The sequence below is a fragment of the Novosphingobium sp. HII-3 genome (assembly GCF_002916655.1).
Classification (GTDB): domain Bacteria; phylum Pseudomonadota; class Alphaproteobacteria; order Sphingomonadales; family Sphingomonadaceae; genus Novosphingobium; species Novosphingobium panipatense.
Genome location: NZ_PPSM01000081.1, coordinates 110,389 through 130,304 on the forward strand (window position 1 = coordinate 110,389; position 19,916 = coordinate 130,304).

16 protein-coding genes are annotated in these 19,916 nt (G+C 63.2%); 7 read left to right on the top strand and 9 right to left on the bottom strand.

Features of this window, described 5'->3' with window-relative positions; all coding sequences use genetic code 11:
• Nucleotides 1-11: 11 nt before the first annotated feature.
• Nucleotides 12-1,178 carry an acyl-CoA dehydrogenase family protein gene (locus C2R25_RS19440; protein ID WP_103730760.1) on the bottom strand — a complete coding sequence of 389 codons (1,167 nt, stop codon included), beginning with the start codon at nucleotides 1,176-1,178 and terminating at the stop codon, nucleotides 12-14.
• Between the two features lie 138 nt (nucleotides 1,179-1,316).
• On the opposite strand from C2R25_RS19440, the gene C2R25_RS19445 reads away from it, so the two are divergent.
• The 3 genes from C2R25_RS19445 to C2R25_RS19455 all read left to right on the top strand — a co-directional run bounded on the left by C2R25_RS19445 (nucleotide 1,317) and on the right by C2R25_RS19455 (nucleotide 5,956).
• Nucleotides 1,317-2,489: a CaiB/BaiF CoA-transferase family protein gene (locus tag C2R25_RS19445; RefSeq protein WP_103730761.1), complete on the top strand. Its 1,173-nt coding sequence runs from the start codon at nucleotides 1,317-1,319 to the stop codon at nucleotides 2,487-2,489.
• 103 nt (nucleotides 2,490-2,592) lie between these two features.
• Nucleotides 2,593-4,371 (top strand): thiamine pyrophosphate-binding protein, encoded by a 1,779-nt coding sequence (locus tag C2R25_RS19450; protein WP_103730762.1) that lies wholly within the window; start codon nucleotides 2,593-2,595, stop codon nucleotides 4,369-4,371.
• A gap of 160 nt (nucleotides 4,372-4,531) precedes the next feature.
• Nucleotides 4,532-5,956, top strand: coding sequence for an aldehyde dehydrogenase family protein (locus tag C2R25_RS19455; protein ID WP_103730763.1), 1,425 nt, complete (start codon nucleotides 4,532-4,534; stop codon nucleotides 5,954-5,956).
• A gap of 87 nt (nucleotides 5,957-6,043) precedes the next feature.
• Here C2R25_RS19455 and C2R25_RS19460 read toward each other — a convergent pair whose 3' ends face one another.
• On the bottom strand, nucleotides 6,044-7,018 hold the full coding sequence (locus C2R25_RS19460; protein WP_103730764.1) for an alpha/beta fold hydrolase: 975 nt from the start codon (nucleotides 7,016-7,018) through the stop codon (nucleotides 6,044-6,046).
• A 507-nt stretch (nucleotides 7,019-7,525) separates the two neighbouring features.
• On the opposite strand from C2R25_RS19460, the gene C2R25_RS19465 reads away from it, so the two are divergent.
• A complete protein-coding gene (locus C2R25_RS19465; RefSeq protein ID WP_233204155.1) occupies nucleotides 7,526-9,361 on the top strand; it encodes a TonB-dependent receptor in 1,836 nt (611 codons plus the stop codon).
• On the top strand, nucleotides 9,268-10,050 hold the full coding sequence (locus C2R25_RS21110) for a TonB-dependent receptor domain-containing protein (protein WP_233204157.1): 783 nt from the start codon (nucleotides 9,268-9,270) through the stop codon (nucleotides 10,048-10,050). Before C2R25_RS19465 ends, C2R25_RS21110 begins: the two co-directional genes overlap by 94 nt.
• A gap of 200 nt (nucleotides 10,051-10,250) precedes the next feature.
• Here the strand turns inward: C2R25_RS21110 and C2R25_RS19470 are convergent, their stop codons facing one another.
• Together C2R25_RS19470 and C2R25_RS19475 are read right to left on the bottom strand one after the other, a co-directional pair.
• Nucleotides 10,251-12,368, bottom strand: coding sequence for an NAD(P)/FAD-dependent oxidoreductase (locus tag C2R25_RS19470; RefSeq protein ID WP_103730765.1), 2,118 nt, complete (start codon nucleotides 12,366-12,368; stop codon nucleotides 10,251-10,253).
• A gap of 190 nt (nucleotides 12,369-12,558) precedes the next feature.
• Nucleotides 12,559-13,629 carry an alkene reductase gene (locus C2R25_RS19475; RefSeq protein ID WP_233204159.1) on the bottom strand — a complete coding sequence of 357 codons (1,071 nt, stop codon included), beginning with the start codon at nucleotides 13,627-13,629 and terminating at the stop codon, nucleotides 12,559-12,561.
• Nucleotides 13,630-13,729: 100 nt separating this feature from the next.
• Between C2R25_RS19475 and C2R25_RS19480 the strand changes: the two genes are divergently transcribed.
• The gene (locus tag C2R25_RS19480) at nucleotides 13,730-14,482 is read left to right on the top strand and encodes an SDR family NAD(P)-dependent oxidoreductase (RefSeq protein WP_103730767.1); all 753 of its coding nucleotides are present in this window, start codon (nucleotides 13,730-13,732) and stop codon (nucleotides 14,480-14,482) included.
• Nucleotides 14,483-14,555: 73 nt separating this feature from the next.
• Here the strand turns inward: C2R25_RS19480 and C2R25_RS19485 are convergent, their stop codons facing one another.
• The 5 genes from C2R25_RS19485 to C2R25_RS19505 all read right to left on the bottom strand — a co-directional run bounded on the left by C2R25_RS19485 (nucleotide 14,556) and on the right by C2R25_RS19505 (nucleotide 18,983).
• Nucleotides 14,556-15,635: a Rieske 2Fe-2S domain-containing protein gene (locus C2R25_RS19485; protein WP_103730768.1), complete on the bottom strand. Its 1,080-nt coding sequence runs from the start codon at nucleotides 15,633-15,635 to the stop codon at nucleotides 14,556-14,558.
• A 130-nt stretch (nucleotides 15,636-15,765) separates the two neighbouring features.
• The gene (locus C2R25_RS19490) at nucleotides 15,766-16,245 is read right to left on the bottom strand and encodes an Lrp/AsnC family transcriptional regulator (protein ID WP_103730769.1); all 480 of its coding nucleotides are present in this window, start codon (nucleotides 16,243-16,245) and stop codon (nucleotides 15,766-15,768) included.
• Entirely contained in the window at nucleotides 16,245-16,721 is a 477-nt protein-coding gene (locus C2R25_RS19495; RefSeq protein WP_103730770.1) for an Lrp/AsnC family transcriptional regulator, read from the bottom strand. Before C2R25_RS19495 ends, C2R25_RS19490 begins: the two co-directional genes overlap by 1 nt.
• A gap of 200 nt (nucleotides 16,722-16,921) precedes the next feature.
• The gene (locus C2R25_RS19500) at nucleotides 16,922-18,232 is read right to left on the bottom strand and encodes an MFS transporter (RefSeq protein ID WP_103730771.1); all 1,311 of its coding nucleotides are present in this window, start codon (nucleotides 18,230-18,232) and stop codon (nucleotides 16,922-16,924) included.
• Nucleotides 18,225-18,983 carry an SDR family NAD(P)-dependent oxidoreductase gene (locus C2R25_RS19505; protein ID WP_103730772.1) on the bottom strand — a complete coding sequence of 253 codons (759 nt, stop codon included), beginning with the start codon at nucleotides 18,981-18,983 and terminating at the stop codon, nucleotides 18,225-18,227. The genes C2R25_RS19500 and C2R25_RS19505 overlap by 8 nt, the downstream gene beginning before the upstream one ends.
• A gap of 117 nt (nucleotides 18,984-19,100) precedes the next feature.
• Here C2R25_RS19505 and C2R25_RS19510 point away from each other — a divergent pair, with 117 nt between their 5' ends.
• Nucleotides 19,101-19,883 carry an SDR family NAD(P)-dependent oxidoreductase gene (locus C2R25_RS19510; RefSeq protein ID WP_103730773.1) on the top strand — a complete coding sequence of 261 codons (783 nt, stop codon included), beginning with the start codon at nucleotides 19,101-19,103 and terminating at the stop codon, nucleotides 19,881-19,883.
• The last annotated feature ends 33 nt before the right edge of the window (nucleotides 19,884-19,916 follow it).

A 19,916-nucleotide genomic window follows, 5' to 3' on the forward strand; every position in this document is an offset into this window, starting at 1 on the left:
CAAGACAACGCTCAATAGCTCCTTGGCAACTCCAATACCCTCTCGGCGATGTAGTTCATGATCTGGTGCGGGCTGACCGGGGCGATGCGCGGGATCATGACTTCGCGCAAGTAGCGCTCGACATGGTATTCCTGCGCGTAGCCCATCCCGCCCATCGACATGACTGCCGTCTGGCAGGCTTCGAAGCCCGCTTCGGCGGCAAGGTACTTGGCGGTGTTCGCCTCGGTGCCGCACTCCAGCCCCTTGTCGAACAGCGTGGCCGCCTTGAACACCATGAGCGACGCGGCCTCCACCTGCATCCAGGCCTTGGCCAGCGGGTGCTGGATACCCTGGTTCTGCCCGATCGGGCGCCCGAACACCACGCGCTCCCGCGCGTAGCGAGCGGCCTTCTGGATCGCGACGCGGCCAAGGCCCGTCGCCTCGGCACCCAGGAGCACGCGCTCCGGGTTCAGGCCTTGGAGGAGGATCTTGAAGCCCTGCCCTTCCTCACCGATGCGGTCTTCCTCCGGAATGAACAGGTCTGAGATGAACAGCATGTTCGAGCCGACCGCGTGGCGCCCCATCTTGGGTATGAGGCGATGCTCCACCGCCTCTCGATCGAGCTTGCAGTAGAACAGCGTCAGGCCGTCCGTCTTCTTCTTCACGTCTTCAAGTCGGGTCGTACGCGCGATCAGGAGCATGCGGTCGGCCACGTGCGCGTTGGTGATCCAGATCTTCTCGCCGTTCACCCTGTAGCCGCCCGGCACACGCTCGGCCCGGGTCTTGAGGCTGGTGGTGTCGAGGCCCGTGTTCGGCTCGGTCACGGCGAAGCACATCTTCTCCTCGCCAGACAGGATCGGCGGTATCATGCGCTGCTGCTGTTCCGGCGTACCGAAAAGGATTACCGGCTCCAGCCCGAACACCGGCCCGTGTATCGCCGAAGCCGCCGTCATGCCGCCCCCGCTTTCGGCGACCGCCTGCATCATCACCGCCGCCTCTGTGATGCCCAGGCCTGCCCCGCCGACCGACTCCGGCATCGCAACACCAAGCCAGCCCGCCTCCGCCATCGACGTGTGGAACTCGAACGGGAATTCGCCGCTGCGATCCTTTTCCAGCCAGTACTCGTCGGAGAACTGCGAACAGTGCTTCAGAACCGCTTCGCGGATATCCAGCTGATCCTGCGTAAGAGAGAAATCCACCTATTTTTCCGCCTTTTCCCGCGTTTCCTCTGAAGAACACGACTAACAGCGCCGCCCGCCTGGCACAACGCAGTTGTTCCGATATTTGCACATTGAACGTAAATGCGCACACGTGTACGTCTCCTGCGGGAGACTGGCATGAGCGAAGCAGTACCGGACGGCGGGCCCCTGAAGGGCATCAGGGTCGTGGACCTGACGAGCGTGGTGTTCGGCCCCTACGCCACGCAGATCATGGCTGACATGGGCGCCGAGGTCATAAAGGTGGAGCCGCCGGAGGGGGACAACACCCGCTGGATCACCACCGGCCCTGTGCCCGGCATGGGCGGGATCTATGTCAACGTGAACCGGGGCAAGCGCGGCGTCATGCTCGACCTTCGCCGCGAGACGGACCGCGAGGCGCTGCGCCGCCTGATCGCGACGGCGGACGTCTTCATCCATTCGATGCGCGGGAGTGCCATCCGCAAGCTCGGCTTCGACTACGAGGCGGTGCGCGCGCTCCGGCCCGACATCATCTACACCAACTGCTACGGCTATTCGCGCCGCGGACCGGAGAGCGATAAGCCGGCTTACGACGACACCATCCAGGCCCAGTGCGGCATCCCCCATGTGCAGGGGCTGATGAACGGGGAGCCCGGCTTCGTCGCCACGATCATGGCGGACAAGGTGGCCGGACTCCACGCGCTCTATGCGACCATGATGGCACTGTTCCACCGTGAGCGCACAGGCGAAGGCCAGGAAGTCGAAGTCACGATGTTCGAGGCCATGTCCTCGTTCATGCTGGTGGAGCACGCCAACGGCGCCATGTTCTCGCCGCCCACCACACCGGCCCACTATCACCGCGCGGTCGAGCCCAATCGTCGTCCCTACCGGACGAAGGACGGGTATGTCGCCGCGCTCGTATACAACGACAAGCACTGGAATGCCTTCGTCGGCGCCGTGAACCCTCCCTGGGCGAGCGAGGAGTTCGCCACCCTCGCCCAGCGAGCAAAGCAGATCGGGCGCGTCTACGGCTTGCTGGGCGAGACGTTCCTTACCCGCACCACGCAGGAATGGCTCGACACACTGCAGAGCCTCCACATCCCCTGCTCGCGGCTGCACGCCACCGACGACCTGTTCGAAAACGAGCACCTGAACGCCATCGGCTTCTTCGAGGAGGTCGATACTCCGCAAGGCCCGGTGCGCTTCCCCGGTGTGCCCACGTGGTTCTCGAAGACTCCGGGCCGGGTACGCGGCCCGGCACCGATGCTGGGCCAGGACAATGAACAGATCCTCGTGAGCGTCGCCCCGGCGATAGCGCACGAGTCGGACTGAACACTGCTGTTGATTTCACCTGACAGCATCCAGACGCTTGAGCTAACCAGCTGTTCAAAGCGACCCAAGAGCGCACCAGCGGATCGAGAAGAAAGGCACTGAAATGTACGACGACCAGCCCCAGGCGGAAGCTCCGGCCAACGCGAAGAAGGGCATTCCGGTTTACAAGCGCATCCTCGACCTGTTCGAGGCTGAGGGTATCCGCACGCTCTTCGGCATTCCGGATCCCAACTTCGTGCACCTCTTCCTCGAAGCGGAAACCCGTGGCTGGACCGTCGTCTCGCCCCACCATGAGGCATCGGCCGGCCACATGGCGGCGGCGGCGGCCCGCATCACCGGCAAACCGGCTCTGTGCATCGGCACGCTTGGGCCGGGCCTTGCCAACATGATGCCCGCGATCCAGTGCGCCAAGGTCGAAAACGACCCGGTGATCTTCATGGGCGGCCAACGCGCCCGCGTGACCGAGCGCCGCGTGCGCCGCGGTCGCATCCAGTTCGTCCGGCAGGAGCCGATGATCGAGGATTCGGTGAAGTTCTCCAGCTCGATCGAATATGCCGACCAGACCGATGAGATCGTGCGCGAAGCCATTCGCGTCGCCATGTCCGGCACGCCCGGCCCTGCCTACATCGAATACCCCGCGCACGTGATCCTCGAAGAGCTGGACCTGCCGCCGGTCCTGCCGCCGCACCGCTATCGCCTCACCATGCAGGGCGCTGACGGTGATCGCATCGCGGAGGCTGCGGAGGCCATCAAGAACGCCAAGAACCCGATCCTGCTCGTCGGCCACGGTGTCCACACCGCCAAGGCAGGCGATGCGGTGCGCGAACTGGCCGAACTCATGCAGTGCCCGGTCATCCAGACCTCCGGCGGCACCTCTTTCATCAAGGGCCTTGAAGAGCGCACCTTCCCCTACGGCTTCTCGGAAGCGTCGATCGACGCCGTCGTCGAAAGCGACTGCTGCGTGGCACTGGCGACCGAACTGGGCGAACCGAGCCACTACGGCCGCTGGCGTCACTGGGTGGACAACGAAGCCACCCGCAAGTGGATCTACGTCCAGCAGGATCCGACCGCGATCGGCGTCAACCGTCCCATCGACGTGCCGCTGGTGGGCGACGTGCGCGCCGTCGTGCCGCAGCTGTCGCGTGCCCTGAAGGCTCTTGGCGGCCGCAACGCTTCGCCCTCGCTGTCCGAATACATCCAGCGCGAAGCGCAGCAGCTTGACGAACTGCTCGAGGAGGCAGCGTCGAAGCCGGACGGTTCGACCAGCAAGATGCACACCAGCCAGTTCGTGACAGAAGCCACCAAGGCTTTCCCGAAGGACGGCATCCTCATCCGTGACGGCGGCGCCACGGTGATTTTCCAGTGGACCTACTCGCAAGCCAAGCCGCACGACGTCATCTGGAACCAGAACTACGGCCACATCGGCACGGGCCTGCCCTACGCCACCGGCGCCATGCTCGCCGACCAGGCCGCCACCGGCAAGCAGCGCCCGGGCATGCTGCTGACGTCGGACTCCTCGTTCCTGTTCCACGTGGGTGAACTGGAAGTGGCGGTGCGCAAAAACCTGCCGCTGGTCATCGTGGTGGGCGTGGACTTCCAGTGGGGCCTCGAAGTAGGTGTGTACAAGCGCACCTTCGGCCACGGCACCAAGGAAACCGGCGTGCACTGGTCGGACAAGGTCCGTTTCGACAAAATCGCCGAAGGTTTCGGCGCCGCCGGCGAATACGTCGAGAAGGCGGCGGACATCGGTCCGGCCATCGAACGCGCCTACGCACGCGGCGGCTGCACCGTCATTCATGTGCCGATTGACCCGGCCGCGAACTCGGAGGAAATGCCCAACTATTCCGAATTCCGCACCTGGTACGCCGAAGGCACCCAGTAAGCAGACCATTCCTCCCCGGCCCTGCCGGGGAGGGGACCATCTGCACGGTATCGGAGGGGCGGGCGCCACGGCAGCCTTCCTGCCACCGCCTTCCCTCCACTCTGTTCGCATGGCCCCCTCCCTATCGCTGCGCGACGGGGACACACAAGGGAGAGCCATCATGCGCAACTACACGCAGTTCTACATCGACGGTCGCTGGGTCGACCCGGTCACTCCAAACACTGCCGACGTCATCAATCCCGCCACCGAAGAAGTGTCGGGCACCATCTCCCTCGGTTCCCCAGCAGACGTCGACGCCGCCGTTGCTGCCGCTCGCCGCGCCTTCGCCACCTATGGCGAAAGCAGCGTACAGGAACGCCTCGACCTGCTCGAAGCCATTCAGGCCGAATACCTCAGGCGGGAAACGGAACTGGGGGAGGCGATCATGGAGGAGATGGGCGCACCGCGCGGGCTCGCCTGCGGCTTTCACACCCTCCTGGGCAAGGGCCATCTCGGAACCGCCATCGAAGTGCTGCGCGACTTCAAGTTCGAGGAACAGCGCGGCGTCACGGTGATCCGCAAGGAACCGATCGGCGTCTGCGGCCTCATCACGCCGTGGAACTGGCCGATGAACCAGACCTGCGTTAAGATCTTTCCGGCGCTGGCAGCGGGCTGCACGATGATCCTCAAGCCACCGCAACTCGCGCCTTATTCCGCACAGATCCTTGCCGAGATCCTGCACGACGCGGGCGTACCGGCCGGCGTCTTCAACATGGTGCAGGGCCAGGGCTCCGTCATCGGCGCGGCGCTGTCGAAGCACGAGGATGTCGACATGATTTCCTTCACCGGCTCGGAACAGGTGGGCGTCCAGATCCAGAAGGATGCCGCCGACACCGTCAAGCGCGTCGGCCTTGAGCTGGGCGGCAAATCCGCCTGGATCGTTCTCGACGATGCCTCTCTAGCCGCCAACGTGGCGAGCGCGACGGCTGGCATGATGGGCAACTCGGGCCAGACCTGCTCGGCCGGCTCGCGCCTGCTGGTCCCGGCCGCTCGCCTCGACGAAGTGCGCAAGGCTGCCGCAGAAGCCGCCGGCGGTGTGACCGTCGGCAACCCGCAGGGCGAAGTGGCCATGGGCCCGGTCGTCTCCAAGAGCCAGTACAACATCATCCAGCAGTACATCGAGCAAGGCCTTGCAGAAGGCGCCGAACTCATCGCGGGTGGCCTCGGCCGACCCGACGGGCTGGACAAGGGCTGGTACGTCAAGCCAACCGTCTTCGTGGGAACGAACGACATGGTCATTTCCCGGGAAGAGATCTTCGGCCCAGTCCTCGTGATCATCCCCTACACCGATGTTGACGACGCCGTACGGATCGCCAACGACTCCAACTTCGGCCTCGGCGGCTACGTCTCCGGCGAGGATCTCGAAGCCTGCCGCGCCATTTCGCGGCGGCTGCGCACCGGCGCGATCTGGGTGAATGGCGGCTTCGACTTCCACGCTCCGTTCGGCGGCTACAAACGTTCGGGCAACGGACGTGAATGGGGCGAGCACGGCTTCCACGAGTATCTTGAAGTGAAGTCGATCATCGGCCTGCCCGCGCCCGCCTGAGCGGCGGATCGGAAAAAGCAGCCCCGGGGCAATACCCGGGGCTCCTTTTGCCCGATCGAACTACCGCCAGCTCAAAAATTCCCGTCCTTACCGCAGCGCGTCCAGAAGGTCCTTGTGGAATGCGTCGGGCGCCTGGATCTGCGGCGAATGGCCATATTGCGGATAGACGATGAGCCGCGCATCCGGAATTCGACGCGCCGCATCGCGCGCCAGCACGGGATAATTCCCTAATTGCAACGCCAACGCTTTGTCGGCCCGGTTCTTGCCGATCGCGGTGTTGTCCTTTTCGCCGATCATGAGCACCGTCGGCACTGCCACGCGCTCCAGTTCATGCACGACCGGCTGGTTGAACACCATGTCGGCGGTCAGGGCCTGATGCCAGGCGACCACGTCCCCATCCGGCCCAAGATACATCGAGGCCAGCATGTCGACCCAGCGGTCGTACTCAGCTCGCCACTCACCCGCATAGTACGTCGCCTGCTGGTAAGCCTTGATGCTGGCACGAGTGGTCTTGCGCTCACCCTCGTACAGGGCATCTACCGTGGCGTTTGGAACTCCCTTGGCGCGCCAGTCCTCAAGGCCGATCGGGTTGACCAGCACCAGCTGGGACACAGCCTCCGGGTACTGCAAGGCGTAGCGCATCGCCAGCATGCCGCCCATGCTGTGGCCGACGACCACCGGCTTTTCCACGCCCAGCGACGCCAACAAGGCCGACGTGTTGGCAGCAAGGGTGTGCAGCCCGTACTGATAGCGCCCCGGCTTGCTCGATTTGCAGAAGCCGATCTGATCGGGGGCGATCACCCTGTAGCCGGCGGCGACAAGGCGGCGGATCGAACCTTCCCAACTGCCGGCGCAGAAGTTCTTGCCATGCAGCAATACGACGGTGCGGCCATTGGCGCGCGGCGGCCGGACATCGAGATAGGCCATCTCCATGGATTCGCCCTGGCTCGTCAGCGAATGGCGCTGCACCGGCCAGCCATAATCGAAGTCGGCCAGCATCGGATGAGCTGCGGCCGGTGCAGCAAGACCCAGCACCGCCATCGCCAGCAACGATCTGATCATAGCCTCATCAATAACCCTTGCGAGAAAATACCCAAACCGCCTGCCGGCATAGTCGTTCCCGCAGGATGTAAGAGGCCATCAACCGAAGCCCTGCAAGACCCGGCGAGAGTGCAAAACGCTTCTGCTACCAACCGGAAAATCGCGCGGCCCGCAAGGTGATTTCAGGCGGACGCGCACGTGCTTTTGGCAGCAAGCGAGCAGCTTAGGTTCTTCGTTGGCGCAGTGAAAACGACCCTGTGCCCATGCGCGAGTGCCTGCCCTTCATTCTCCAGCAGGGATGACCGAGCAGAAACGGCCACAGGAGGAGTGCCGCTCCTTGCTGGCCAGCCATCTGTCAGACGAACCCCGGGGCAGGACCCACACAATGCGCAAAAGACTATTAAAAACATATCGCATTCCTCACCTCAATCCACATGAAAGCCATTTCTGCGTAGCATGCATTGACATATGCTACGCGTTGGCGCAGTGTCGTCGAAACAAGGCTTAAGAGCTGCTTGGGAGGGTATCTTGAAGAAGGCGTTCCACGTCCATCGCGCATCTGCGCTTGCTATCGGCGTAAGTCTCATCGCAGTTTCGCAGCCCGCGGCAGCCCAAGATACCGGCGCCGATGCCGCTCCGGCGCTTGATACCATCGTCGTCACCGCTCAAAAGCGATCGCAGAACCTTCAGGATGTTCCGATCGCCATCAGCGCTATCGATTCCGCCAAGATCGAGAAGCTGGGCGTGCAGGACGCTCGCGATCTCAGCGGCCTCGCTCCGAACGTGACGATCGTGTCGGGAACGACCAGCAACTCGGCCGCAGTCATCTCCATGCGCGGCATCTCTAACGGCGGGTCGGAGACGTTCGGCGTCGATACCGCGAGTGGCCTCTACGTCGATGGGGTTTACATCTCCCGCTCCGGAGCGGCAGGGCTCGATGTTGCGGATATCGAACGTGTCGAGGTTCTGCGCGGACCCCAGGGCACCTTGTTCGGCCGCAACACGACCGGTGGCGCGATCCACTTCATCTCACGCGCGCCCTCGAACGAGTTTCGCCTGAAAGCGGAAGGCGGATACGGCAACTTTGATGCCTGGAATGGCAGGATCACCGTAGATCTGGGCGCGATCGCGGGTATCGCCACCAGCTTCTCTTACAGCCACCGCCAGCGCGACGGCGTCGTCGACAACATCCTCGAGCCGCGCGATTCCCGTGATCCAGGCTCGCGCAAGTCGGACTCCTTCCGCGGTGCGGCCAAGATCGAGCTGGGTGGCACCGGCAGCATCCAGTACATCTTCGACTGGTCGAAGGTGAGCGGCAGCCCCATGGCCTTCCAGCTGACCAACGTGTCCGACGGAACGCCCCGCAACATCGTAGTCGATGGCCAGCAGCTTGTCGTGACACAGCCCGCGCCGGTCAAGCAGTACCTTCAGTCCGCCACCTTCGCCAACGCTGATTGCGCGGCTCTGGCGGAGCCGCGCCGCGCGTACCGCAGCAAGATCTGCAACGATATCAGCAGCTACGCCGTTGACGAGATCTGGGGCCATAACCTGCAGGTCGAAAACGACTTCGACATCTTCAAGGTCAAGATGACCTCGGGATATCGCATCTGGCACAGCGACTCCGTCTCTGATCTCGACGGGCTCGGCGCGTTCAGCGGTCCGGCATTCACGCCCACCAGCCTGCTCAACGGATTGCCGGCCTCGGTTCTGCAGGGCATCGTGCCGGCGGCCTCGATCCCGTTCATTTCTTCTGCCGCCGTTCCGACGGTTCAGCAAAACCTTTTCGAAACCAGCAATACGCGCCGTCACCGTCAGCTCAGCCAGGAAATCGAGGTCTCCGGCAACTCCGATCACCTCGACTGGGTCGTCGGCGGCTTCTATTTCTGGGAAAAGGGCAGCGAGTACAACCCTCAGAACAGCGGCTTCGTGCTAGATACCAATTCCATTCTCAGCCGCTATGGATCTGCCGTAGCGGCCGCAAATCCCGCACGCTATCGTCTCGTTCAGACGCTGACCACGCTGAGCTATACGGCTGAAGCAGAAAGTTCGGCGCTCTATGGTCAGGCGACGTATTATCCGGGTGGCCGGGGAAGCGGCCTGCGTGTGACGGCTGGCGGCCGCTACACCTGGGATAACAAGCGCCTGTTCCGCACCCAGAACGGCGCTGTTCCCTTCGCGGTCCCGCAGGTCGGCAAGGCAAGCTACAGCAAGTTCACCTGGAACCTCATGCTCGGCTACGATCTGGCGGATGGCATCCCTCTTACGCCCGCGTGGCCACGGGTTACCGTTCAGGCGGCTTCAACGCATCCGATCCGGTCGCATCAGGCACGAATACCATCCCCTCCTTCGGCCAGGAGAACGTGACATCCTATGAAGTCGGCCTGAAGACCGAACTGTTCCACCGCCGCGTGCGCTTCAATGTTGCGGGCTACTACAATGTCTACAAGGATCTTGCCGTCAACGTTCCGGTGCCGGACGCACCCCAGGGCACGTTCAGCACACGCATCGCGAATGCGGGCAAGGTCAACTACGCAGGCTTCGAAGCCGAGCTTCAGGCGATCCTTACCGACAACTTCTCGATCGACGGGGCCATCGGCTACGTGAACGTGGACTACAAGGAATTCCTCGGGGGCAAGTCGACTGTCCCGGGCGCTCCGGCCGTCGACATCGCATCGATCGCTGTTCCTTCGTATACCTCGCCCTGGACAGGCAACATCGCCCTCAATGCGCAGTTCCCTATCGGTGCAGGCAGTGCGCGTCTCGTCGGCCGGGTCGGCTATACCCACGAAGACGGCAAGTACAGCTTTCCCACGGCGCTTTCCGCTCCCTTCAACGACGCCATCAAGGGTGACGATCGCGACCTGATCGACGCTCAGATCGGCATCGACCGCATTCCGCTCGGCAATGCGGAAGGCGAAATCCGCATCTGGGGCAAGAATCTCACCAATGCGAAGGACTTTGTGCGCGGCATCGACTTCGGCCAGCTCGGCTATGCCGGCGGCTACTATGTCGATCCGCGCACCTATGGCATCACCATCGGCGTGAAGTACTGAATGATCGGGATGTAGCGCCGTTCAGGCGCTACATCATCAAGTTGCACTGCTCTACGATACCCGGCTGCGGCCGGGTATTTTTTTGGCCTTTCGGCGTGGCGAGACATTGGGGACCAGTCAGACTGGCTCCGCTGATGGCGCAAAAAAGGGGCGGTTCCGATCCGCCCCTTACTCGATCCAGAATGGCCGTGCTGGCGCTGTCAGACGGCCAGGCGTGCTACCGCGTCGGCGGCTCCGCGAATGGCACCTTCGATATATCCCACGCCATTGCAGTCGCCCACCGTTTCGACCTTGAAGCCCTGCGCCCTGAGATGGTCGGCAAGCCTGGTGTCACCCGAGGCGCCCATGGCGACGATGACGTGATCGGCCGCGATTTCGAGGATCTTGCCATCCTTCTCGCCGGTGACCGACTTTGCCCCTACGGCTATGTTTTGCACGCTGGTGTGCATCGCGACACCGTGTTCCTTCAGTTCGGAAACAAGTCTCATGCGGCGAACGAGCAGCAGCCCCTTCCCCAGATGAGAACCCGGTTCGACGACTGTGACGGTACGTCCACGCTCATGCAGGAACTCCGCCAGCTCCAGGCCCACCAGTTCACCCCCGACGATCACGATGTCCTGCCCCAGCGGCATCCAGCCGTGCGTGGCCCTGCGCACGAAGTCGAGATTGGCGGTCATGCCGGTGGCAGCGCCGATCTTCGCGGCCGCACGCGTGATGAGGCCGGTCTTGCGCTTCACCTCTTCGGAGCTCTCGCCCAGGATCAGGGTGCGCAGGTCATCCCCGCTCAGGACATGCGGCAAGTCGTTGCCGGGGAGATCGGGCATGTCCCGGCGGGCACCCGTTGCCACGATCACGCGCTCCACGCCCATACCGCGCAGCATTTCAGGCGTTGCTTCGGTATCCAGGCGCACCTCGATGCCAAGGCGCCTGGTCCGCTCCATCAGCCACTTCAGCAGCTTCTCGTTGGGTGGGTAGGCAAGGCTGGCGAAACGAAGCGTCCCGCCCAGGCGCTTGCCCTTTTCCAGAAGGGTGACCCGGTTGCCGGCTTCCGCCAATCTGCAGGCCGCCTCCATACCGCCGGGTCCGCCGCCGATAACCGCATAATGCCGCCCGCCGGTCGGGGCCGTGCGCTCGCATTCGAAGCCGGTATCGGAGTTAACGGCACAACGAAGTGGCTGGCGGACATACGCTGCCGTGACGCAGGTGTAGCAATAGATGCACGGCCGTACCTGCTCGACCTTGGCGTCCGCCAGCTTGCGCGGGAGCGCTGGATCCGCAAGCAGCTTGCGCCCCATCGCCAGGAAATCGTAGCGCCCCGCCCCGATGTGCTTGTCGGCGGCGTCGGGCTCGATCCGCCCGGACGCGATGATCGGCAGCGCAACTTCCCGGCGGAGCGCATCCACAGCGGGCAGGTTGCTCTCCGGCTCGTGCGGGATATTCGACGCCGAATGAAGTTTGCCCTGACCCGCATCATGGTAGGCCGAAACGGCGATGGCATCGACGCCTGCAGCCTCGATCATCCTGGCTGCCGCAACGAAGTCCGGGATAGCGATGCCGCCAGGCTTGCCTATCTCGCGCGAGTCCAGCTTGCACCAGATCGCCATCTCGGGGCCAGCCTCGGCCTTAACGGCTGCGATCACTTCCAGCAGGAGGCGCAGGCGATTCTCAAGCGAGCCGCCGTAACGGTCGGTGCGCTTGTTGGTCTTGGGCGAAACGAAGGACGACAGCAGATAGCCATGCGCGCCATGGATCTCGAGAGCGTCGAAACCGGCCTGACGCGCCCGCCGCGCCGCCTCTCCGAACTGGCGCACGACGAGGTCGATGTCCTCCTGTTCCATGACCTTGATCGACGGCATCTTGCCGCTGGCGAACCCGGCCAGTTCCTCGGGCAGGAAGTAGTCCAGCAGGTCGCCCGAGAACGGATCGGGGAGACTGGGCGCCCAGAGCTGAGCATCGAAGTCATCCGAGGAATAGCCGGCGACCAGCCCGCCGTGGTGCAACTGCGCGGCGATCCTGGCGCCATGCCGGTGGATCCGCTGTACGAGTTCGGTCAGGCCCGGCACGAACTTGTCGTCCGAGATGGCGGTCTGGTTCGGCAGGACCGCGCCGACCGGCCATGCGACACCCGTGACACCGGTGATGATGAGCCCGGCCCCGCCTTTTGCCTGCTCTTCGTGATAGGCGATCAGCCGTTCATTGCAGTAACCGTCGGGTTCGGACAAACTTACGCCCATCGCGGTCACGAAGATGCGGTTGGGGATCTCGATCGGGCCAATGCGTCCCGGACTGAGGAGCTTGTCAAACGAAGACGACGTCATCGTTCCGCCCCCTCCATGAGCACCCCGTGCCGTTTCGTCCAGTCTTCGGAGATCGATGCCATAACCCAGTATCCTCTCATCGGAGCGGCCCGTCGGCGCGCTCGCGCTGGACCGCCGCCTTGTTCATGATGCCGCTTCACTCATGCCTGCCGGTATTGTATCCACCGGTCGAACTGACGCGCCTTTCCGGTCAGCCCTGGCTCTCCGCCAGGACCGCCATCGTCGGATAGTCCGTGTAGCCCTTCTCCTCCCCTGTATAGACATGCGCGAAGTCCACCCGCGCGAGCGGAGCGCCAGCGCAGATGCGTTCGACATAATCAGGGTTGGAAATAAAGGCGCGGCCAAAGCTCACGACGTGCGCCAGGCCGGTTTCCAGCAGCCTGCACGCCCCTTCGACCTTCTGGCTGTCGTTCGCCATGACGGCGCCGGACCAGTTGGCGCGGACCATTGCCAGGGTGTCGAGATTTTCAAGGTGCATGTCGATCACATGCACATAGGCCAGCCCCAGCGCATCGGCAGCCTTCAACAGCGGGGCATAGGTGGCTGCCGGCTCTGTGATGTCCATGCCGTTGTAGGGATTGCCCGGTGCAATCCGGAACCCGACCTTATCGCCGCCGATTGCGTCGGCAACCGCGTGCAGCACCGCGATCGGGAAGCGAATCCGATTCTCGACAGAGCCGCCGAATTCATCGTCGCGCTTGTTGCTGGCCGGATTGAGGAACTGGTGGATCAGGTATCCGCTGGCACAGTGCAGTTCCACGCCGTCCATGCCGGCCGCGATCGCATTGCGCGCCGCCTGCGCGAACTCGTCGACGAGGAGATCGATGTCCGCAAGTGTGGCGGCGCGCGGCATCGCGGTGGCAACGGGTACGCCATCCGGCCCCGGCACCAGCGCCGGACAGGCGATCGCCGAAGGCGCGATGATGTCCGCCTCGAACCCGCGATTTGCAGGGACGACGACCCGGCCGCAGTGCATGAGTTGCATCACGATCGCGCCGCCACGCGCATGAACGGCATCGGTGACCCGACGCCATCCTTCGATCTGCTCCTGCGAGTGGATTCCCGGCGTACGCCAGTAGCCCTTCCCGGCCTTGCTCGGCTGAACCCCCTCCGTGATGATGAGTCCGGCACTGGCGCGCTGGGCGTAGTATTCCACCATCAGGTTGTTGGGAACGTCACCCGGGCCAGCCCGGTCCCGCGTCATCGGCGCCATGACAATACGGTTGCGCATCTCTATGGATCCAAGGGCAAATGGGGCCATCAGAGCGTCAATGGTACGCATTTGCTTTCAGATTCCTGTGCTGTATGTCATTTGCGCTAAAGCATAGATCAACAATTACGCATTTGAAAGAGGGATAGGCATGCACTACGGCTTGGACGGAAAGGTTGCGCTCGTCACCGGCGCAGGTGGAGGAATAGGTCGCGCGACGGCTCTGGGCTTCGCCGCCTCGGGTGCTGCTGTCGTGGTCTCCGATGTTAATATCGAGGGCGGTGAGGCAACGGCGCAGCAGATCGAGGCAGCCGGTGGTAGAGCGATCTTCGCATCCTGCAATGTCGCCAAAAGGTCTGAAGTAAAGGCGCTGGTCGCCCGCACCGTGGAGGCGTTCGGCCGGCTGGACTTTGCACACAACAACGCCGGGATAAACAACCTCGGTGCCGACGAATATGAGGACGAGGCATGGGATCGCAGCCTCGGCATCAACCTGTCGGGCGTCATGTACTGCATGCGCGAGGAAGCCGAGGTCATGCTGACACAGGGCAAGGGCGCCATCGTCAACACCGCGTCCATCAATGGCCTTGTGGGCAACGGTCAGCAGCCCGCCTACACCGCCACCAAGCATGGCGTGATCGGGCTGACCCGGCACGGAGCACTGCGTTGGGCCCGGCAGGGCATCCGCGTGAATGCGGTTTGCCCCGGCGTCATCGAAACACCGATGACGGCTCCGCTCGTCGCCGATCCCCGGATGCGCGATGTCATCAGCGGCATGACCCCGATGGGCCGCATGGGGCAGGCCGAGGAGATCGCTGCGGCTGTGCTGTGGCTCTGTTCGGATCAGGCTAGCTTCGTGACCGGACACCCGCTTGTCATTGATGGCGGCGCCACCGCTACCTGAACCCGCATCCGCTCGAGCGTGATGAAAAAAGGGCGGAGGTTAATCCGCCCTTTCTTGTATCAGCGCCTACCGCTCAAGCCGCCGATTCCCAGGGTGCTTCCTTGGTCCCCCGGGTCGTGTAGCGACCATCGACGCGCTTCTGGTATGTCTCCGCCTGGGTACGAGGGTTGTAGAACTGCTTGTACCAGAGGCGAACCTTGTCGAACGGGCCATCACCGCGAACCATCATCGGCGAGAAGCAGGGCCGCTTGTTGCCCCAGATCTCGAAATCCTGCGCGAAGGCGTCGACGCCTGCATCCTCGTAGCCGCGTGCCACGGCGCGGTCGGCCTCCGTCGGCTCATCGTTGGGCACCTTCACGAAGAGGCCATACCACACCTTCACGACCCCATCGTCGATGGGCGTATGGGCGATCAGCATGTGTGACGGATATTCGCCGAGCATGGTCGACTGAAGGATGCCGGGGCCGACGTACCAGGTATCGTTGGTCATCACTTCGCCCCCGTCGGACGCAAGCGTCTTATGGCCCGCCGCCAGGTACTGTCGACACACGACACCGTCGAATTCGTTATGGAAGTACTCCATCTCGATCGAACCATGAACGGGCTCGAGGTGAGCCTTGTCCGCCATGTTGTCGACGATCTCCTGCGGATGGCAAACCAGTTCGCCCAGCAGGCGCACATTCCAGTTCACCCAGCCCGGCGCATCCCACTGCTCGAACGGAGGCAGATCGACGTCCGCTTCCATGCCCTCAGGGTCGTTCCACACCCAGAGGCAGCCCGCACGCTCCACCACCTTCCACGACTTCAGCTTCGCGGCCTTGGGCGGTTTCAAAGGGGAGTAGGGGATCTGATTGCACTGACCGTCCGGACCGAAGCGCCAGCCATGGTAAGGGCAACGGATGTTATCGCCCTGAACGTGGACCCCGTCCTTGATGACATAGGACGTGGTGTTCTTAGCCAGATGCGTACCCATGTGCGGGCAATAGGCTTCCATCAGGTAAGCGTTACCGCTTTCTCCACGGTAGAGCACAAGGTCCTGGCCAAAGTACCGCACGCCCACCGGCACGGAGGTCGCATCTTCGGACTTGCCGATCATGAACCAGCCGCGCGGGAAAGTGAATTCTCCGAGCTTATAATCCGCAGTCGTCGCCATCATCTCTCTCCATTGATGCCAGAGAGATATATAATTCGCACACCCGTAGCAACTGATTTACGGCACAACCCGGTAAACTCGCCAGGAGACGACGAAATGCGTAGAAGATAAGCCTATTTGCTGCGCACCATCAAAAGTCCTGGTCCGATTCGGTAATGCGGACCACGCGCGCGTTGTACTTCACGGTGTTCACGCCGATCGAGGTCTCCACGTGGTGCACGTGCGGCATCGCGAGTATCTTGTCAGAGGCAACCGCCCACAGCGATTCCAGCCCGTCGAACAACGCGATCACGAAGATGTTGAACTGCCCCATCGTGATGATGACGGCGTTGACATCGGGCAGTTCGGCAATCTGCCGCGCCACGTCGCGCACGTGCTCGACGCTGGCCTGCACGCCGATGAACGCGATGTTCGATGCGTTGGCCATACCGAAGTCAGTGATGGCGGTGAACGAGATCAGCCGGTCCTGCTGCAGCCGCTTGATGCGGCCACGCACGGTTCCTTCCGTGACCCCCAGTTCGGCTGCGATCTTCCGGTTCGAAACACGAGCATCGCGCGACAGGATCTCGATCATCTGGCGATCGAGATCGTCAAGGTTGGGGGTGCTCATCAATTGGCTCCGCTGGAGATGGGGGCGACGTCGAACTTGTACTTGATCACGTCAACTGCGATCGTGGGCGTCAGAGACCGAATGCCCTTGACCTGCGAAAACTTGTCCAGCAGCAGTTTGGGTAGATCGTTGAAGTCGTGAAGGACGACCAGAAGGTCGATGTCGTATCGGCCGGTGACCAGATGCGCGGCAAAGCACTCGGGAAATTCGGCAAGCTCCGCCGCCACTTCCGAGGCAGGTCGACCGTCGACAGCGACCGCCACCTGCATCAGGACATTGTAGCCATGGGCCGCGAAGTCGGACACCGCCACGACACGAAGCCGGTCCGCTTCTTCCATGCGACGGATACGGGCAGACACTGTAGCGGCCGTCAGGCCGAGCAGATCCGCGATCTGCTGGTTGGTCGCGCGGCCATTCTTGCGAAGCTGCGCGACGATCGCCATGTCGACGTCGTCGACGTTGAAATTATCCCGCATGCAGTGGAGCGTTCCTTCATAACTGGCGGCAGAGCGGCCTTCGATTTCGATTCACCTGCAGCAACGTAACCATAGATCGCCCCGGGAGGTGCCATCCATCCATCACTTACCGGCGCTTCGCCTTGCGCGAGAATGATTTCGGATTGATCTAGCGGCGGAAGGCAAAGGGGCAAAGGCGCATCGCAATGTCAAGACGCGCATTAGCGCTGTGCCGATTCATTGGCGACGGCTTTCGCTTCCCCCCGGGCGCCGTTCAGGTTCGCCCTTGCCGCTTCCACCTTGGCCGACGCGATCCACGCCAGTGCCGCGCCGGCAAATCCGATGGGTATGACTAGCGTAAGGGCCATGCGCAGCGACGCAGCGTCGTCGCCCAGAGCTTCGCTCAGCGCCCCGGTGATCCAGGGAGCGACGAAGTAGCCACCGACGGTGGTGACAGCGATGAACAGAGCGGTGGCGCTTGCCCGAAAGCGCGCGGGAAGAATGTATTGCAGCGTCGCCAGCAAGCCGACCGACCAGCCTCCACCCAGCAGGCCGGCAGGCACCGCCACGAACATGGCCGCAGTGAAGGTCTTCATCCATAAGACGGCAAGAACCGCGAGTGTCGCCGATGCGATCGCCAGGGCAGACAGCCGCACCGGCCAGTGCATCCCCGATCGTGCGAAGCGATCCGAGAGAGCTCCGAACGCGAGCATGCCGAGCAAGCCTGAAACACCGAAGTTAATCGCAAAGGCCGACTTCACGTCCACCGGGTCGAGAGCATGAATCCGGGTCAGCAGCTCAGGTCCCCACACTCCGAAAGCCACGCCCGAAAGTGCGCCCAGCGCGAAGCCGAACATCAGCAGCAGATAGGCGGGGGTGCGGATCAGGACCGCGACAAGGTCCAAGAAGGCGATCTGTCCCACTTGCTGCGCTTGGCCTTGCTGCTCGCGAGGAGGTTCGCGGACAAGTGCCAGAGCGGCAAGCGCCAGCGGCACCCCGCAGCAGCCCATGAAGATAAAGGCAAGGCGCCAGTCGCCAAAATGGGCTGCGATAGCCGGGCCGCCAGCCTGCCCGGCCATCTGCCCGAAGTAGGTCGCCAGGCCGAGAATGGCGAATGCCAGGCCGCGTCGTTCGGCGCGGAAGTAATCGGAAAGCAGCGAATAAGCCGGCGCCACGAAAGCCGCTTCGCCGATCCCGACGGCCGCGCGGGCCAGTGCCAGAGCGACGACACCCTTCGCAAGGCCGGTAGCCGCCGTTGCCACGCTCCACAGGAGGCATCCACCGACGATGATCCTTATCCGCGAACCGCGATCAGCAAGGCGTGCGAGCGGTACGCCTAGAAGGACGTACAGCAGGACGAATGCCGGGCCCATCAGCAGTCCCATGGTGCCGTCACCCACGGCAAACTCAGCCTTGATCGGTCCCACGAGGCCCGTGATCAGGAAGCGGTCAGCGAAGTTAAAGATGTAGATGAACAGAAGCGTGGTCAGGACCAACCAGGGATTACTGAGACGCGGGCGGCCGTCAGTCACGCTTCAGGGTTCCGCCATTCACGTACCAGACCTGTCCGTTCACCCATTCCCCGTCCTCGGAGGCGAGGAACGTCACGGCGGCCGCGATATCTTCCGGTTTGCCAAGGCGCGTATGCGGCACCGCTTCAAGACCCTGCTTGCGGAACTCTTCCGTCAGATGAACGCCGGCAGCCTCGGTCAAAACCAGGCCCGGACAGATCACGTTGGCCCGAACGCCCTGCTTGCCCCACTTCTGTGCGACATGGCGCGCCAACGCGTGAATAGCATTCTTGGTCATCGGGTAGGCGACCTGCCATGCCGCGCCGTTCGCTGCAGCACCGGAAGAGGTGTAGATCATCGCGCCCCCGCCACTTTCCAGCATCACCGGCAGTGCCGCCTGCGTCGCCAGGAAGTGGCTTTTGGTGTTGATCGCAAAGCTCTTGTCGAGCACCTCCACCGGGCAATTGAGCGCATCGATATCGCCGTCCGTACCGCCCGCGAGATTGGAGTGGTAGAAGTCCAGACGGCCGTACGCCTCGACCGCCTTGCGAACGATTTCCGCCTGCGATTCAGCGCTCGTGCCGTCGAGAGGAACGGCGACCGCCCGTCCTCCCTTGGCGGCTATGTCCTCGGCGACGGCCTGGGCCAGATCGAGAAGAAGATCGCCAATGACAACACAGGCGCGCTCTTCAGCGAGGCGCCGGGCCGTTGCTGCGCCTATCCCGCGTGCCCCCCCGGCCACGACGCCGACTTTGTCTTTCAAGCCTCGCATCTTACCCTCCTTTGCGTTTTATCAGCCGTCACTTTATACGCGATTGGACGATTATCAATATTTTTGCCACAGCTATGCGGACTGAATCCGCAGTAGAGGCAATGGGGAGGCGAGAATATGCCAAATGAACCGAACGGGCGGGTCGCCGTCGTGACCGGGGCCGGCGGGGGCGTAGGGAACGGCATCGCCCGACGGCTGGCGGCACAAGGGGCATCCGTCATCATCGCGGAATTCGACGAGGAGTCCGGGAGTGCGGCCGCCAGGGAACTGGTCGAGCAGGGGCTGCAGGCGCGGTTCGAACCCGTTGATGTCACTGACAAGGCCAGCGTCAACCGCCTCATGGCCCGGGCCGGCAAGGTCGACATCCTCGTCAACAATGCCTGGCGCGGTTCCGGAGTGGCGCGCATCGAACGGAAAACTGACGAACAGTTCGATGCCGCCCTGCGCTTCGGGGTCTATGCCACGCAGTGGACGATGCAGGCCGTATTCCCTCACATGAAGGCGCAAGGCTGGGGGCGCATCATCAACATCGCTTCGCTCAACGGTGTCAATGCGCACATGGGCAGCGCGGACTACAATGCCGCGAAGGAGGCCTTGCGCGCCCTAACCCGCACGGCGGCTCGGGAGTGGGCCCCTTACGGCATTTGCTGCAACGTCATCTGCCCGGCAGCCATGGCGGCCTCGACACGGCGCATCATGGCCGGGCAGCCGGAGATGATGGAACGCATCGAAGCGGCAAATCCGATGGGCCGCATGGGCGATCCGGAAGCCGACATCGGCGGCGTGGCGGCATTCCTCGCAAGCGACGATTGCCGCTACGTGACCGGCAACACGCTGTTCGTCGATGGCGGAGCGCATATCAATGGCGTCGCCTGGGCTCCGGACCTCGGCAGCGACTGAGCCGACCGCGCCGCGTCCCTAAGACGCGGTCGG